Annotated in this window: 16 protein-coding genes; 9 read left to right on the top strand and 7 right to left on the bottom strand. The window is 70.4% G+C overall.

Annotated features, from left to right (window positions below):
* Positions 1-80: 80 nt before the first annotated feature.
* Positions 81-974 (bottom strand): LLM class flavin-dependent oxidoreductase, encoded by an 894-nt coding sequence (locus ACFW2Y_RS28475; RefSeq protein ID WP_384884932.1) that lies wholly within the window; start codon positions 972-974, stop codon positions 81-83.
* Positions 975-1,075: 101 nt separating this feature from the next.
* On the opposite strand from ACFW2Y_RS28475, the gene ACFW2Y_RS28480 reads away from it, so the two are divergent.
* The 4 genes from ACFW2Y_RS28480 to ACFW2Y_RS28495 all read left to right on the top strand — a co-directional run bounded on the left by ACFW2Y_RS28480 (position 1,076) and on the right by ACFW2Y_RS28495 (position 3,349).
* Positions 1,076-1,387 (top strand): hypothetical protein, encoded by a 312-nt coding sequence (locus tag ACFW2Y_RS28480; RefSeq protein ID WP_384884934.1) that lies wholly within the window; start codon positions 1,076-1,078, stop codon positions 1,385-1,387.
* Between the two features lie 100 nt (positions 1,388-1,487).
* The gene (locus tag ACFW2Y_RS28485) at positions 1,488-2,648 is read left to right on the top strand and encodes a hypothetical protein (protein ID WP_384884936.1); all 1,161 of its coding nucleotides are present in this window, start codon (positions 1,488-1,490) and stop codon (positions 2,646-2,648) included.
* Positions 2,649-2,702: 54 nt separating this feature from the next.
* Complete coding sequence (locus tag ACFW2Y_RS28490) at positions 2,703-2,951, top strand: hypothetical protein (RefSeq protein WP_384884938.1); 249 nt, start codon at positions 2,703-2,705, stop codon at positions 2,949-2,951.
* Positions 2,948-3,349: a DNA-binding protein gene (locus ACFW2Y_RS28495; RefSeq protein WP_384884940.1), complete on the top strand. Its 402-nt coding sequence runs from the start codon at positions 2,948-2,950 to the stop codon at positions 3,347-3,349. Before ACFW2Y_RS28490 ends, ACFW2Y_RS28495 begins: the two co-directional genes overlap by 4 nt.
* 427 nt (positions 3,350-3,776) lie before the next feature.
* Here the strand turns inward: ACFW2Y_RS28495 and lepB are convergent, their stop codons facing one another.
* The 5 genes from lepB to ACFW2Y_RS28520 all read right to left on the bottom strand — a co-directional run bounded on the left by lepB (position 3,777) and on the right by ACFW2Y_RS28520 (position 9,085).
* On the bottom strand, positions 3,777-4,544 hold the full coding sequence (gene lepB / locus ACFW2Y_RS28500; protein ID WP_384884942.1) for a signal peptidase I: 768 nt from the start codon (positions 4,542-4,544) through the stop codon (positions 3,777-3,779).
* Positions 4,537-6,816 (bottom strand): FtsX-like permease family protein, encoded by a 2,280-nt coding sequence (locus tag ACFW2Y_RS28505; protein WP_384884944.1) that lies wholly within the window; start codon positions 6,814-6,816, stop codon positions 4,537-4,539. The genes lepB and ACFW2Y_RS28505 overlap by 8 nt, the downstream gene beginning before the upstream one ends.
* Positions 6,813-7,487, bottom strand: coding sequence for an ABC transporter ATP-binding protein (locus ACFW2Y_RS28510; RefSeq protein WP_384884946.1), 675 nt, complete (start codon positions 7,485-7,487; stop codon positions 6,813-6,815). Before ACFW2Y_RS28510 ends, ACFW2Y_RS28505 begins: the two co-directional genes overlap by 4 nt.
* Before the next feature lie 75 nt (positions 7,488-7,562).
* Positions 7,563-7,856: a hypothetical protein gene (locus ACFW2Y_RS28515; protein ID WP_384884948.1), complete on the bottom strand. Its 294-nt coding sequence runs from the start codon at positions 7,854-7,856 to the stop codon at positions 7,563-7,565.
* 620 nt (positions 7,857-8,476) lie between these two features.
* Positions 8,477-9,085 (bottom strand): TetR/AcrR family transcriptional regulator, encoded by a 609-nt coding sequence (locus tag ACFW2Y_RS28520; RefSeq protein WP_384884950.1) that lies wholly within the window; start codon positions 9,083-9,085, stop codon positions 8,477-8,479.
* A 98-nt stretch (positions 9,086-9,183) separates the two neighbouring features.
* On the opposite strand from ACFW2Y_RS28520, the gene ACFW2Y_RS28525 reads away from it, so the two are divergent.
* On the top strand, positions 9,184-10,830 hold the full coding sequence (locus tag ACFW2Y_RS28525; RefSeq protein WP_384884952.1) for an FAD-dependent monooxygenase: 1,647 nt from the start codon (positions 9,184-9,186) through the stop codon (positions 10,828-10,830).
* Positions 10,827-11,492, top strand: a complete 666-nt coding sequence (locus ACFW2Y_RS28530) for an MBL fold metallo-hydrolase (protein ID WP_384884953.1) — start codon at positions 10,827-10,829, stop codon at positions 11,490-11,492. The genes ACFW2Y_RS28525 and ACFW2Y_RS28530 overlap by 4 nt, the downstream gene beginning before the upstream one ends.
* Before the next feature lie 278 nt (positions 11,493-11,770).
* On the opposite strand, the gene ACFW2Y_RS28535 is transcribed toward ACFW2Y_RS28530, so the two are convergent.
* Entirely contained in the window at positions 11,771-12,511 is a 741-nt protein-coding gene (locus tag ACFW2Y_RS28535) for an SDR family oxidoreductase (RefSeq protein WP_384884955.1), read from the bottom strand.
* Positions 12,512-12,601: 90 nt separating this feature from the next.
* Between ACFW2Y_RS28535 and ACFW2Y_RS28540 the strand changes: the two genes are divergently transcribed.
* The 3 genes from ACFW2Y_RS28540 (at position 12,602) to ACFW2Y_RS28550 (ending at position 14,868) form a co-directional block, all read left to right on the top strand.
* Positions 12,602-12,949, top strand: a complete 348-nt coding sequence (locus ACFW2Y_RS28540) for a darcynin family protein (protein WP_384884956.1) — start codon at positions 12,602-12,604, stop codon at positions 12,947-12,949.
* Positions 12,942-13,523 (top strand): TetR/AcrR family transcriptional regulator, encoded by a 582-nt coding sequence (locus ACFW2Y_RS28545; RefSeq protein ID WP_384884958.1) that lies wholly within the window; start codon positions 12,942-12,944, stop codon positions 13,521-13,523. Before ACFW2Y_RS28540 ends, ACFW2Y_RS28545 begins: the two co-directional genes overlap by 8 nt.
* Positions 13,524-13,869: 346 nt before the next feature.
* Positions 13,870-14,868, top strand: coding sequence for an SCO1860 family LAETG-anchored protein (locus ACFW2Y_RS28550; RefSeq protein WP_384884960.1), 999 nt, complete (start codon positions 13,870-13,872; stop codon positions 14,866-14,868).
* Positions 14,869-14,930: the final 62 nt, after the last annotated feature.

Genomic DNA, 14,930 nt, shown 5'->3' on the forward strand with positions numbered 1-14,930 from the left:
GCGGGGCGGGTGCGGGGCCGAGCGGCCCGCACGTGCCCCGCCGCCCCTCGGGGCGACGGGGCGGCGAACGGATCGGGCGCTCAGCCGAGTTGGGCGACCGCCTCGGTGGCGATCCGCTCGAAGGCGGCCGGGTCGGAGGCGAAGTCCGAGTCGGGGATCGGCCAGTGGATCACGATCTCGGTGAAGCCGAGCTCGCGGTGGCGTCCCGCGAAGTCGACGAATGCGTCCACGGACTCCAGCGGCCCGTTCCGGTCCGGGGTGAAGCCGTGGAGCAGGACCTTGTCCAGCCCGGCCACGTCCCGACCCAGCTCCGCGCACGCCTTGCCGAGCCTCTCGATCTGCCCGCGCAGGGCCGCCACCGACTGCTCCGGGGTGCCCGTCTCGTACAGCTTCGGGTCGCCGGTCGTCACCCATGCCTGCCCGTGGCGGGCGGCCAGCTTCAGTCCGCGCGGCCCGGTCGCCGCCACGGCGAAGGGGAGCCGGGGTCGCTGGACGCAACCGGGGACGTTCCGCGCCTCCTCCGCCGAGTAGAAGTCGCCCTCGTGCGAGACCGCCCCCTCGGTGAGGAGCCGGTCGAGCAGCGGAACGAACTCGCCGAACCGGTCCGCCCGCTCCTTCGGCGTCCACGCCTTTTGTCCGAGCACGGTGGCGTCGAAGCCGTTCCCCCCGGCCCCGATGCCGAGCGTGACCCGCCCGCCGGACACGTCGTCCAGCGTGATCAGTTCCTTGGCCAAGGTCACCGGGTGTCGGAAGTTGGGAGAGGTCACGAGGGTGCCCAGACGCATGCTCTGTGTGACTGTCGCCGCCGCCGTCAGCGTGGGGATCGCCCCGAACCACGGCCCGTCGCGGAACGACCGCCAGGAGAGGTGGTCGTACGTGTACGCGGCGTGGAAGCCGAGGTCTTCGGCCCGCCGCCAGATCTTCTGCCCTTCGGCCCATCGGTGGATGGGGAGGATCACCGTGCTCAGACGCATGACCTCGACGATACGCGGGCCTCCCGCTGTCACGGATATACCGACGGAGCAGATTCGGGAAGCCACAGTGACGTCGCGATGCGGGCCGCTACCGTGGCGTCATGGGCACGCTGGACAGGGCTGAGCTTGAGGCCATGATCGAAGAGGCGACGGTGGACGCCTACGGCGAGGACGAGCAGCGGACCGGCCTGTTCACCATGCTTGAGGAGTACCTCGACCTGCCCTTCACCACTGCGGTTCTCGGCGTCGAGGTGAAGGTGTGCGGCATCGACCTCACGCCCGACGGCAGGATCGTCGCCTCGTGCTCTCGCGGTCGCGTCCGGCAGTCGATCGGGATCCTGGATCTGCCGTTGCCCAGCCCCGCTCCCGACGGCGCGGAGTGGATCGAGGCGTACCGTCACTGGGCCGGTTGAGGCCGGACACCTCTCACTTCATGCGGAACCGGCTCGTACGAAAGGGCTGAACGTGGCTGAGGCCGCACAGGGCGCACGTCAGGGTGCTCATGAACCGTCATTGGCTGATCTCATCGAGCGCAGCGCCGAATTGAAGGGGCGGCTGGTCACCTTCGCGCAGAGTGCCCGCTTCGACCGGTGGTTGACACCCCTCCTGCTGGAGGCTGCTGGGCCTGAACGGCAGTTGGACGAGGGTGAGGCGATCCGGATCACCGACCACTTCATCCTGCGGTACCGGTTGCCGGACGGTTCGACCGTGGTGGACCGCTTCGTCACCGGCCGGAAGGACTTGGCCGCGGCCGACCGGGAGATGCTGCTCGGCTGGCGTGACCCGGTCGAGGGCGTCTTCGAGATCCGGCGCAAGGACGGCGATGCCGTCATCCTGCTGAACCTTGTCGACGACCTGGAGTACCGCACGTACTCGAACGTCGGGCGGGCGGCATTTCGTGGAGTGTCCAAGGGGGGATTCCTCCATACCTGCCTGGTACCCGTCCGCTCGGTTGGCGGGGCGTGGTTGGTATCCGGGGCGATGACGAGCTACCCCAGGTCCAGCGCCACCGAGATCGCCCAAGCAGCCCTGCAACTGGCCACGCACCACCCCGAACTGGTCTTCCGCAACGCCGAGAAGATCGAGCAGGGCTGGCAGCGGATGCGGGAGGACCGGGCAGCGTTCGTCGAGTTCTGCGGTGGCGACGAACTGGTCCTTCCACCTGCCGAAGCCGAGGACCTCCTCAACGCCTACTACCGCCACCGCCAAAAGGCAGCCGTCGCCGCACAGCCTGGTCGTGCCCGACGCAAGCGGCCCCCCGGCCTCGACCTGCCCTTCTTCGAGCTGCCGTCAGAACTGGCGGACTCGGACACCGTCGGCGTCGTCTACGACCAGGTCGACGGGCTCAACTTCTACGCCGACTACGGGATGCTGCGGGACCTCTTCACAGACCCCGCCCTCACGGGTCGCAGACAGCACCAGGACCTGCTGCGCACGTACCTGCGCGAGGAGTCGATCACGCCATTGCCGATCCGCCGGCTGGTCGCCGCTCACCCGGAGACGGCGGACACCGTGTTCCGGAAACTGCTGAGGAAGCCCGGATTCACCTGGAGCGAGCACGGCGACGCGCTGCTACGCCGACGCAAGCCCTGGTACTACGAGAGCGACCCGCGCCCTGGGGTGTCCGTGATCGGCGACCGCCTGAGTGAACTGCTCAGCGCGGGACGGCGCTGAGCTCGTACGTGGAGAGCTCGACAGGTGACGCGCATACCGCAGTATGCTGATTCCATGGCTGATACGACCCGCATCACGGTCACTCTCCCCACTGAGCAGGTGGCGGAGCTGAAGAGGCTCACGGACAACGTCTCCGGCTATGTAGCGGAGGCGGTCGCCCGCCAGATCAGACACCAGCTGCTCGGTGAGGAACTGCGCCGCTACGAGGAGGAGCACGGCGCGTTCACCGACGAGGAGTTGGCCGCGGCCCAGGCCAGAATCTTCGGCACGGCCGAACGCGAGGAGTCGGCGAGCGCCGCGTGAACCATCGCATCGAGACCGTCGTACTGGACTCCCAAGGGCTGTCCGCCTGGATCTCACAGGACCGGGCCGTGCTCGCGATGATCCGGTCCTTCCATTCGATGGCTGCCGATCTCGTCGTCTGCGCCAACACCGTCGTGGAAGTCATGCACGCCCGGGTGAACACCGCCCGACTGAACTGGATCCTCTCCCAGGTCAAGGTGGGAGCGGTGACCGAGCAGGCGGCCAGAGCCGCCGCCGGCCTGCTGGAAGAGGCCGGACTGCACGGCCACGAGTACGCGATCGACGCCACCGTCGCCGAGTTCGCGCTCCGCCAGCCAGGCCCGGTGGCCATGCTCACGTCGGACGTCGACGACATGGCCAAGCTGTGCGGTAACCGCGTCCGACTCATCGCGATCTGATCTGCTCCGGGCGGGACCAAGACGCCCCTGACGCACGTCTTCCCAGGTCAGGCCGTGATGGGTGAACGAGGCTTGACCGGGATTGCCTCCGGGCTTCTGGCCAAGCAGGGCGAGAGCGCCGCCGGCATCATCGACGCCCTGCACGAGCAAGGGCTTCCACGCGCACACGCGCACCAACGACTGCGACCCGGCCTCCTACCCCCGGGCCGTGCGCCGACCGCAGCCGTCCGTCCGGTGCACCGTCAGGGCCCACGCCGGACGGGCAAGAGCCGCCCACCCCGCCCCCGGACCGAACGGTCACAGCAGGGGAAGCCCCGGTTGGGCAGACCGGCACCGTCACGTGACCAGGGCTGAGGCGCCAGGTCGATGGAGTGGGGGTCGGGCCCGCACCCAGGAGTGCAGGCTCGATCCCAACGGGTCGTGGCGCCTACCAGGATCGCATCGTTCCCCTGCGTGGCAGCCGCCCCCGGACAGAGGCCGCGGCCCTGCGGATCCGTGGCCGGGCGGCGGCCAACAGCAGGGCCGCACCGAGAGCGGTCACGGCCGACACGATCACGTGTGTGGGAAAGCGGACCTCCACGCCGGGGTCGTCGGCCAGTTTCCACAGCGGCCAGGCCGTTCCGACGACCCGACCCTTGATGTGGCTGACGGGCAGGGTTCCCGAGTCCGCGGTGAGGTGGGCCCGTGAGTCCACCGCGATGCTGCGGGAGTCTCCGAGGAGGAAGACGCGGTCCTTGGGCACGGTGATGTGGTACGCACCAAAGGTGTTGTCGTCTCCGTGTGCGTACGGCTCGGTGAGTGTCTTGCCGTTCACCGAGACTCCGCCGTCGGGGGCGTGGCTCACCTTGTCGCCACCGAGGCCGATGACCCTCAGGGTGTAGAGGTGGCCGACCGGGGCGTCGGGCCAACCACCCCGGATGACGACGACGTCTCCGCGGCGGATGTCGCTTCCTCCAGCCGAGGACGCATCCACGAGAGCCGTGTGGTCTCCGTCGAAGGCGGGAGCCATCACCTCGGTTCCGACGTCGTGCCGGTCGTACCCGAGCCCGAGGGAAACACCACCGGCCAGCAGGAGCGCTGCTCCCAGAGCGGCCGCCCTGACCCTGCGGCGCGATGAGCGGGACGATTCCTCTCCGGCTGCCGCCGTCTCCGCGGACTCGGCCATCGCCATGTCTCCTTCCCTTCCGTTACTCACGACGTAGATCCTCCGGTCGTGGCCGGGCTCCCACGGTGAACGCCCCCACCACTGCCGCGCATGCCAAAGCGGTGAGCACGAGCGGCCCCGCCGCGTCGAGGGTGCCCGCGTACCAGCCGTTCTGCTGCCCTTGGAGGAGTAGGACCGCGTTCCCCGCCAGCACCCCGGTGAGGGCCGCGAGGCCGAGGGCCAGGCAGAGGGGGGCGAGGAGTTGCAGCCATTGCACGGTTCTGAGAGTGCGTCCGGGGACACCGACCACCACGAGCGCGGTGATGTCCTTGCGGCGTTCCAGTGAGCGGCCGATGGCACTCACCAGGAAGGCGGTGAGGCCGAGCAGGAAGGCGATGACGATGCCCGTGTCGACGGTCCCGCGGTGCACCCGGAAGTCCTCCAGGCCGTCGAGGTCGAGATCCCCGGCCCGCAGCAGCGCGGCCGGTGCGACCGTGGCGAGTTCGGATGCGAAGCGGTCGATGACGTCGATGTCTGAAGGAAGTTGATACCAGAGCCTGGTGTCGGCGGTGACGCCGAGGGTCGGCTGCGGTGTGGTGTCCAGCAGCGTCGGGCCGGCCGCGAAGGTGGAGGCCATGGTGAGCTTCAGCAGCGGCTCCGGCGCTATGACCCGGGTCACGGCCCCCTTTTGATCACGGAATGCGATCGGCATGCCCGACGGGATCGGCTTCTGCGGTCCGGCGGCGACCCGGTAGCGCGTACCGTTTCGGCAGTCGGGCAGCCCCTCGCCCGTCAGCCGGCGCGCCGTGGCGCAATCGGCCGTGATCAGGGTGGCCCCGAATGCCCGCACCTCGGCCTCGACCGTTTGCGGGGCTGTGCTGGAGGGCTCCTCGGGGATCACGCTCTGCTGCGCTGACCAGCGGGTGGCGGCAGGGAGGAACAGGAGCTTTTCCCGCGTCGACGCGGGAACCTCACGGGCCTCGACGGCGACCGCGGTCGGTCCGGCGGCAGGACTCGAAGTCAGTTCGACCTGGCGGAGTACGCCGGCTCCGATGCATGCCACCAGGACCAGAAGCACCAGGCCGGAAAGGTGCCAGGTCAGGCCCTGCGACTCGTACTCGACCTTGCGGGCCGCCAGTCGGGCGGCGAGCGGGATCCGGTTGCCGCCGGCCCACTGCGCCAGCCCGACGAGCACGGGGCGCAACGCGAAGAGCATGCCGACTGAGACCAGGCCGACACCGAGAATGAGAAGGACGCCTTCTGCTGTCGCCGCCGTGCCGCGAGGGGCATCGGCATTCATGACGGGGTAGACGATGAGGCCCAGCCCGAGGGCGAACGGTAGCGCGTGCCACCACCTGGGGGGCTTCTCAGCCCCCTCGAAGCGGGCTTGCAACGGCTTCGCCAACGCCTGCGACGTGTTCTTGGAGCCGATGAATCCAACAGCCAGAGTCACGATGGCCACGGTGACGACAGCGATGGGTGCCGACACGCGCGAGGTGTCCGCGTACCAGCTGAACCCCACCGTCCCGGACGGGCCGACGTAGCGGTTGGCGGCCGAGTAGAGGGCGAGACCGAGCAGGGCTCCCAGGGAACCGGCGGTCGCGGACTCCAGAGCCGCGAGACGCAGTACCTGGCGACGGCTCATTCCGACGAGCCGCAGAGCGGCGTAGCGGCGGGTCCGTGTCACGGCCGACAGCCGGGCGCAGACGTTGAGGTAGATGATCGCGGGGGCCGCGGTGATCAGGGCCAGTTCAAGGGGCACCTGGGAAAAACGCTCGCGGACATCGACGTCCGCGTTCCTTCCGCCCCAGCCCCGGGCGGTGCGCGCTTCGGCGATCTGATCGGCCGGGACACCGACGTAGGCATACAGCTCGTCGGGGCCGAGCAGGCCCGCCGGGGCGATCTCCCCTGCGGGAGTCCCGGGCACGAGCTTGGCGAAGGACGCGTCGGCTTCGGCCCTGGCGCGGGCCTTGGGGGACAGCACGACCTGCCCCGGTCGGGGCAGCGCCGGTACCCCGGGCGGCGGCTCCGCCACGTCGGCGTCGAGGGCGACCATGATTCGGGTGAATCGCTCGCCGCCCCACGAGCCGTGGAGCACCTGGTACGCGAACGGGGCTCCGGATCCACCGGTCTGTGCCGTCGTCGGCAGGGGTGCGCGTGCGGAGCTGAGCTCGGCACGCTTCCCGAGTGCTCCCGGCATGGTGGCGAGCAGAACGACGACGACCACACCCATGGCGATGCCCGCCACCATCAGCGCGAGGCGGGCCACTCCGGCGGCACCGCCGCCGCGCAGCACCCTGACCAGAAGTCGTACATCGCTCATGACCGGTTCTCCGGCGCCTGCGGCACGATCGTGCCGTCGAGTAACTCGATCGAGCGGTCCGCACGGAGCGAGAGGTCCCGGTCGTGGGTGACCATGACGACGGCAGTGCCCTGTTCCTCGGCGAGCTCCCACAGCAGGTCGACCACGACCGCGCCGTTGGCACGGTCCAGGGCCCCGGTCGGCTCGTCCGCGAAGACCACGGCCGGCCGATGCACCACAGCGCGAGCCACCGCCGCGCGCTGTGCCTGACCGCCGGACACCTTGGCGGGGCGCTTCTTCGCCTGCTCGGTCAGCCCGAGCCGCTCCAACAACCCGTCGACTCTGCGGGTGCGCTCTCGGACGGGGACCTTCTGGAGCTCCAACGGCAGCAGGACGTTCTCCCGCAGAGTGAGTTCGGGGACGAGCTCCGCGGACTGGAAGACGAAGCCGAATGACCGCTGTCTCACCTCGGACCGCTGGGCGTCTCCGAGCGCGCCGAGATCCTTCCCCTGGAAAGAGATACGGCCGTTGGAGGGCTGCATCAGCCCCGCCAGGCAGTACAGCAGGGTGGTCTTCCCCGATCCGCTCGGGCCGACGAGGGCAACCTTCTCTCCCTCGGCCACGGTCACTTCGACTTCTGACAGAACGGTGGCGGTCCGATAGGCGTGACCGACGTTCTCCGCGACAAGCATGCCGTTTCCGTTCGTTCTGGCTGTGCGCAAAAGAGACGGGCGGCGGACCACCGGAGTGGCCCGCCGCCCGTGGGATCAGCGAGTCATGTACGCACTGGTGCACTTGTCGGTGCCCCAGCCGTTGTACCGGCAGGTCTGCATGCTGCCGTCGTTCGCGTAGAGCGCCGCGGGGGCGTAGACGACCTCGTCGCCCCGCACTCGGGCCTCGTTTCCCTTGGAGCCGGTCCACGGCGTGCCGTAGCCGTAGCCGGAGACCTTCCCCTGGACCTTGACGGAGGGGGAGTCACCTTCGGCGTCGTACAGGTACCCGGACACCTCCATGCCGCCGGGGTTGCTGCCCTCGGGGTACCAGCAGACGGAGCCGCTCATGCGCGCGCACGTGTTGCCGACCCAGATGGAGGCGTTGCCGTCACGTGCGAGCGCAGCCGAAGCGCCCCCGACAACGACAGCGGCAGCCAGGGGCGCGACAGCGATCCCCTTGCACGTGTTGGTCTCCGTACGTTCCCCCCTGAAGCGAGCACCGCCCCCTTTGGCCGGGGATGGCATGCGTCGCAGCACCGACCGCAATCGAACTGGTTCTCGCAATCGCGCTGTGACGGTTGGTAACGCTAGGGCCGCAAGGGGCGCCGGCGGGGCGCCTTGGAGTGGAATGTGATGGGTGCCACAACGCTGAAGGGTCTTTGCGATCCCATACGGTCGCCAGGGCTCAAACGCCGGAATATATGTGGAAGGTGAGGCTCGGATCGTAATGTCGCGTGCGATCGCGAAGATCATGTCCATGGGGGAGTCTGGGGTCCGCGGCGGGTGCTCGGCCGCGCCGGCGTCCGGCCCCGGCCCGTCGCCGCCCCGGCGGCAGCCGCCGCGCTCGGGCCGGTGGCCGGCCGGTTGGTCCTCCGATGCCCCCGGCGCTTCGTCGTGTCCTCCGGCGGGCCGGCGGTTTGGCTGCGAGCGGAGCGAATTGCGCCGTCGAGTGCAGTCGGTCGGTGCAGTCAGTCGGTGCAGCCGCTGGAGAGCTGCCCCGTGATGACGGCGGACGCCGCGTCACCGTAGACGTCGGCGGACAGCTCCGGCTGCCAGGCCATCTGCAGGATGAAGCCCTGGAGCAGGGACAGCAGGACACCGGCTGCCGCGGCGGGGTGGACCGCGGCAGCCACTTCGCCCTCCGCCTGCCCCTGCGCGATGCGCTCGCTCAATGCGTCGCGCACCCCTCGCAGGCCGTGCTGCATCGCGGCGGACAGTGTGGGGTTGCGCAGCACCTCGCTCCACGCCTGGACCGCCAGCCGGAACCGGTCCTCGGCGCGATCGAGGCCCGCGAGCGTCCGGGGCAGGTCGGCGAAGAGCTCGGAGAGCGGCTGCCGGGTGTTCAGGGCATCGCGTACGGCCGTCTCCACCATGGCGGTCGCGTCGAGCGAGATCGCCGCGATGATCTCGTCCTTGGTGCGGAAGTACCGGTAGACCGCGCCGGGGGACATGTCCGCCGCGTCGATGACGTCCTGGATGGTCGTGCGGTGGAAGCCGTCGCGAGCGAAACACGCCGAGGCCGCCGCGAGGATGTGGTCGCGGCGGGCTGCGCGGTATGCGGCGCTGACTCGGGGCATGTCGCCACGTTAAAGCGAGCGCTCGCTCTTGACAACAAACCTGCCGAGCGGCCACTCTCCATAAAAAAGAGCGAACACTCCCTTTTTTAGGAGGTGTGATGCAGCACACCCAGGTACTGATCGTCGGGGCAGGCCCGACCGGGCTCGCCCTCGCTGCCCGGCTGAACCGCTTCGGAGTGATGGCGCGCATCATCGACAAACACGCCGGAGTGCTGGAGGCCACCAAGTCGGCGGCCCTGCACGCCCGGACCTTGGAACACCTGCGCACCCTGGAGGTGGCCGACCGAGTCCTGGCCGAAGGGCAGCGGGTCGACGTCCTGCAACTGCGCACGGCCCATCGCGACCGGATCGCGGTGGATTTCCGCACTCTGCGCGACACGGCCTATCCGCACATGACGGACATCCCGCAGGCCCGCACCGAGCACATCCTCATCGATCGTCTCGCCGACGCGGGCGTCTCGATCGAGCGCAACACCACCTGCACTCGCGTCGAGCAGACCGACGACGCGGTGACCGTCACGGTCGCGACCCCGGAGGGCGGGACCGACAGGATCGCGGCGGACTGGCTGGTCGGCTGCGACGGCGCGCACAGCACGGTGCGTTCGCAGCTCGGCATAGCCTTCGCCGGTGACGCCTACACCGACGACTGGGTGCTGTGTGACGCGATCGTCGACTGGCCCCTGCCCCGCAACGAAATGACCTTCTCTGCCGACGCCGACGGCATCTGCGGGGTGTTCCCGTTGCCCGGAGAGCGGCGCTACCGGCTCGCCTACACCCAGAACCGTGCCGCCGACGGCACTCTGGTCGAGCCCAGCCTGGCCGACGCGCAGCAGGCTCTCCGCAGGGCCGCCGTCACCGGCACGATCCGGTCGGTCGACGAGTTCTGGACCTTCCGCCTCGCCCACAAGCAGGCCGTCCGCTACCGCAGCGGCCGGGTGTTCCTGGCCGGGGACGCCGCCCACGTCCACACGCCTTTCGGCGGACAGGGCCTGAACCTCGGCATCGGGGACGCCATGAACCTGGGCTGGAAGCTGGCCTCGGTGGTCACCGGCCGGTCCCCCGGCTCCTTGCTGGACACCTACCAGCCCGAGCGGCACCGCATCGCCCGGGACGTGGTGGCGTTCACCCACCGCGGCGCCACGGCCATGCTGCTGCGTGACGATGCACGCCGTCACCTGCGCGACGCGGTGATGACCCTGCTGCAGCACGCGCCTCCGGCGCAGCACGGCCTCGCCCGCCGGTTCTCCCAACTCGGCCACAGCTACCGCCGCACACCGCGCATCCCCGGTCGTGGAAGCTCCCTGGCGGCCGGTGACCGGCTCCCTGACCCACTGCTCTTCGACGGCCTCACCAACCGCTCCGTGCGTCTGCACGACTTGCTGCCGTCCGACGCGTGCACCCTGCTGCTCACCACCACGGCGGACGCCGATCCGGTGGACGCGTCACTCACCGAGCTGTACCGGCGCTGGCACGGCGTGCTCACCGGGACGGTGCTGACCACCCGGTGGGGACCAGCCGTCCGGAGGGGCACGGTCGACGCCGTCCCCGCAGCACTCGACCGGGGCCGCCAAGCCGCCCGGTTGTACGGACGCGGGCCCATGGCCTACCTCGTCCGCCCGGACCGGCACCTGGCCTACGCCGGCCCCCCGGACGCCGCCCGCATAGAGGACTGCCTGGGCTCGATCCACACGGCACCCGCTCGCCCCTCCTCGGGCGCCGCGGCAGGAACGGTGGGACCCGCATGAACGGCATCGTCAGCATCCATCTGAGGCAGTCCACCGCCCACGCCGTCCTCGCGGAACGCGGCACGGTGCTCGTGGATGCCGGACCGGCCGGCTCCACCCGCACGCTGCTGCGCCGCCTCGTCAGGGCCGGCGTCGACCCTGACGGGATATCGCTGATCGTCCTGACCCATTGTCACCCCGATCACGCCGGCGGTGCCGCCGAGCTGAGCCGTGAGCTCGGGGCACCGGTCGCGGTGCACTCGGCCGAAGTGGACTGGGCCACCACCGGAACCAGTCGGCTGTACGAACCCCAGCGGCTGTTCGGCCGGATACTGCGCAGCACCCTGAACCCCGCGTTCCCCGCGTTCACCCCGGATCTCGTGCTTGAGGACGGTGGCGCACTGGACGCGTACGGCCCACCGCTGACCGTGCTGCACACCCCCGGCCACACGCCCGGGTCCATCACCCTGCTCCACCGCCCGGACGGCAGCGCCCTCCTCGGTGACCTCCTGACCGGTGGAATGCTGCGGCGCGACCGCCCCGGCATGCCCTTCCTCGCCCAGGACCCCGCGCAAGTGACCGCGAGCGTACGCGCGGTACTGGAACACGACCCGAGCCGACTCCTGTTCGGACACGGCCGCCCCGCCTCGGCCACGGCGGCACGAAAGCTGGTGCGATGGTGACGGCGGGGTGAGGCGGGCCGCCTGTGGGGCGGTCCGTACCGGCTTGCGGGGTTGACCTCCGGAACGCGGCCGCCCCGTCCGCCCACACCCGGACGACGACGCCGTCCTCGTACCGGCTGCCCACGGCCGACCGACGGCCACCACGACGGTCCCCGATTGCCTGCATCCGGCAACTGCGGCCTCCGGTGGGGTGCGCCGGGGCCGCGTGCCGGTGCGGAGGGCCCGGTGGGCGGAACGCGTGCCGGGCGGACGGGGCGGGCCGACTTCCGGTGGTGCGGTCAGCCGTCCCGGAGCAGACGTGCCACCAGCGCGGGCGACAGCCGGTGCAGGACCGTCAGGGCGCGCACCTTGCCCACGCGGATGACGGGTCGGGCGCGGTCCATGCCGCGCAGCAGTTCCGTGGCCGCCCGTTCCGGGCTGATCTTGCCGCTGCCCCGGCCGGCCGTCATGGCCGTGTCGACGAGGGGCAGCACGGCCTCCGTGACCCGGATGCCCCGCTCGTCCTCGGCGAGTTGGTGGCGCAGGGCGGTGGTGTAACTGCGCAGTGCGGCCTTGGTGGCGCAGTACAGGGGAGCGGTGCGCTTCGGGGACAGGGCCAGCGCCGAAGTGACGTTGACGATCAGACCCCCCGACAGCACCAGGGGCAGGGCGAGCGCGGTGAGCTTGACCGGGCCGGTCAGATTGGTCCCGATCTCGGTGTCCATGGTGCGGAGCAGGTCGGCGGGGTCGTGTGCGGTCAGCCGGTACTCGAACTGGACCGCCGCGTTGTTGATCAGGAGCCGAATGCCCCCTCTGGTGCGCAACTGCTCGGTCAGGGAGACCACCTCGCTCTCCACCGAGAGGTCACAGCGGATGGCCTCGATCCCCGGAAGGGCCTCGGCGGCGGCCAGGCGGTCCTGGTCGCGGCCACAGACGACGACCCGCTCGCCGCGCCCCGCGAGCCTTCTGGCCAGTGCCAGACCCACGCCCGCGGTGCCGCCGGTGATCACGGCGATTCCCGTGCGATCCGTATCGGACATGCCGACCTCCTCGTGTGGAATTAGATTACAGAGCAGTAATGTAATCTAATTCCACGACCCCATGGGGTCCCATCCAGCGCGAGGAGCGTCATGACGTACGTGGTGATGAACATGCTGCAGTTCCAGCCCGCCTGGCTCCGTCTGGAGCGCAGTGAGCGGGCCCGTACCTGGGAGGCGGTCCGGGCCCTCGCCGCCCGGGCCGACGGGGTCCGCCTCCGTTGGTTCGACTCGGAGGCGTTCTGCGCCGACTACAGCGACATCCTCTTCATCGAGACCGAGGACCTCTCCGCCTACTACATGTTCTGGGAGGCGGTCCGGGACACCGAGCTCTTCTCGGTGCCGTACGTCGTGGTGAAGCAGGTCGCCATGGGGATCGAAGACGGCTTCGTCGCGTACGACGAGGCCGTCGCCGCCCGGGGGTCGGTGGCCGGTGGGTGAGCGGGCTTCCGCGGCCGGGCGACCGCGCAGCGACGAGGCGTCGGCGCGCATCCTGCGGGCCGCGGTCGAACTGCTGGCGGAGGGCGGGGCGGCGGGGGTGTCGGTCGACGCGGTGGCGGTTCGCGCGGGCGTCTCCCGGCCCACGGTCTACCGGCGGTGGAAGGACCGCACCGAGTTGATCGCTGCCGCGGTTCGGCACTCCTTCGCGGCGGCCAACCCCGAAGCCCCGCACACCGCCGACGTGCGCGCGGACCTCGTCACCGTGCTGTCCAATACCGTGCGCCTGCTCACCGGCACCGAACTCGGCCGGGTCATCGCCGGACTGGTCAGCGAGCGACCCCGATCCCCCGAACTCGCCGCGGCGCTGCACGAGGTGGAGCGGGAGCGGCGCACCATCCTCCGACAGGTCCTGCGGCGGGCCGAGGAGCAGGGGCGGCTGCGTCTTTCCGATGCGGAGCTGGCCGTCGACCTGCTGCTCGGCCCGGTCTACCTCCGACTGCTCGTCACCGGTGATCCCGTCTCCGAAGGGCTCGTTCGGGAACTCGTCGAGGTGGTGGTCCTTCCGGATCGATGAGCATCGAGGCGTGCGGTGCCGCTGACGTTTTCGGTGCGGCGTCCCTCCCCCCTTGCGCTCGTGCCGGGTTGACGTCCCGTGACCCGACCGCACTGTGGATCGTTCTCACCCAAGCTGCGTGTGTCGCCCCGTACGAGGCGCGCAGGAAGGGTGGGAACGTTTGTGCCGAAAAGAATCGAAAATGAACACGGAAACCCCCCGTTGGGGTGAACTCACCCCGGGCGACTGCCGGTTCACTCTCCGTGCGTAAAGATTTCGGTGTCTCAAGTCGCAGGAGCCGCAGCGACCCACCGTCCCCGAGGCGAGCGGCCGGCGACGCCATGTCTTCCGTGGGGGTTCCACCATCGTGAACAGCAACACCTTCCGCATGCCGGTGCGCCGTACCGCCGCTGCCGTGACCGTCGCCGCCCTGGCCGTCGGCCCCGTGCTCCTGGCGGCTCCGGCGGCGCACGCCTCGGGCGGCGAAGGGCGTGCCACCGCCTCCGTGCTGCGGGCCGGCCTCGACGTCTCCCTCCTGGGCAAGGCCGTGGAAGTGCCGGTGCGGGCCTCCCTCAACGAGGTCGAAGCACCGGAGAGCGGCGACGAGACGGCGCTCTCCGTGAAGGTGCAGGGGGCCGAGGGCGGGAAGCCGATCGACCTCCTCAGGGCGGACGTCGCCACCTCGGACGCGACCGTGGACGAGGGGAGGGCCGAGGGGCACGTCAATCTGGTCAAGGCCCGGGTCCACGTCCCCGGCATCCCGCTGCTCTCCCTCATCGAGGTCGAAGAGGTGACGTCCACGGCGCTGTGCGAGGTGGGGAAGCAGCCGGTTGCCACGTCCAACGTCCTCGGCCACGTGACCGTCTTCGGGAAGAAGACCACCCTGTCGGCCGGTGGCCGGACCCAGGTCGGGGTGCCGGGAGTCGGGCAGGTCACCCTGGACCTCTCCCGCACCTCCACCGCCAGTCGCAGCGCCGCGGCAACGGCCCTCGAACTACACGTGGAAGTCGACCCGCTGAAGCTCGGTGTCGCGGAGGTCAACGGCACGGTCACCCTTGCCGAGGCCGCCTGCGAGACGCCCGAGGGCACGGCCCCGACGGACGAGCCGACGGACAAGCCGACGGACAAGCCGACGGACGAGCCGACCGGGCAGCCCAGCGAACGGCCTTCGGAGCAGCCCTCGGCCAAGCCGAGCGACGCCGGTGGCATCAAGACCAACAACGCCGGCGTCACCCCCACCGAGCACCTCGCCGAGACCGGTGGCAGCTCCGCCACCCCGTACATCGCGGCCGGGGCGCTCGCCCTCCTGCTGGCGGGCGGCGGCGCTCTCGCGCTGACCCGCTCGCGAGCCCGTTCCCGCAGCTGACGGCCCGAGGGGGAGGCGCCGGGGGGTGCCGGGGCGGAAACGGGGGCCGGGGAGGGCGGCGG

Source organism: Streptomyces sp. NPDC058877, assembly GCF_042742855.1.
GTDB lineage: Bacteria > Actinomycetota > Actinomycetes > Streptomycetales > Streptomycetaceae > Streptomyces.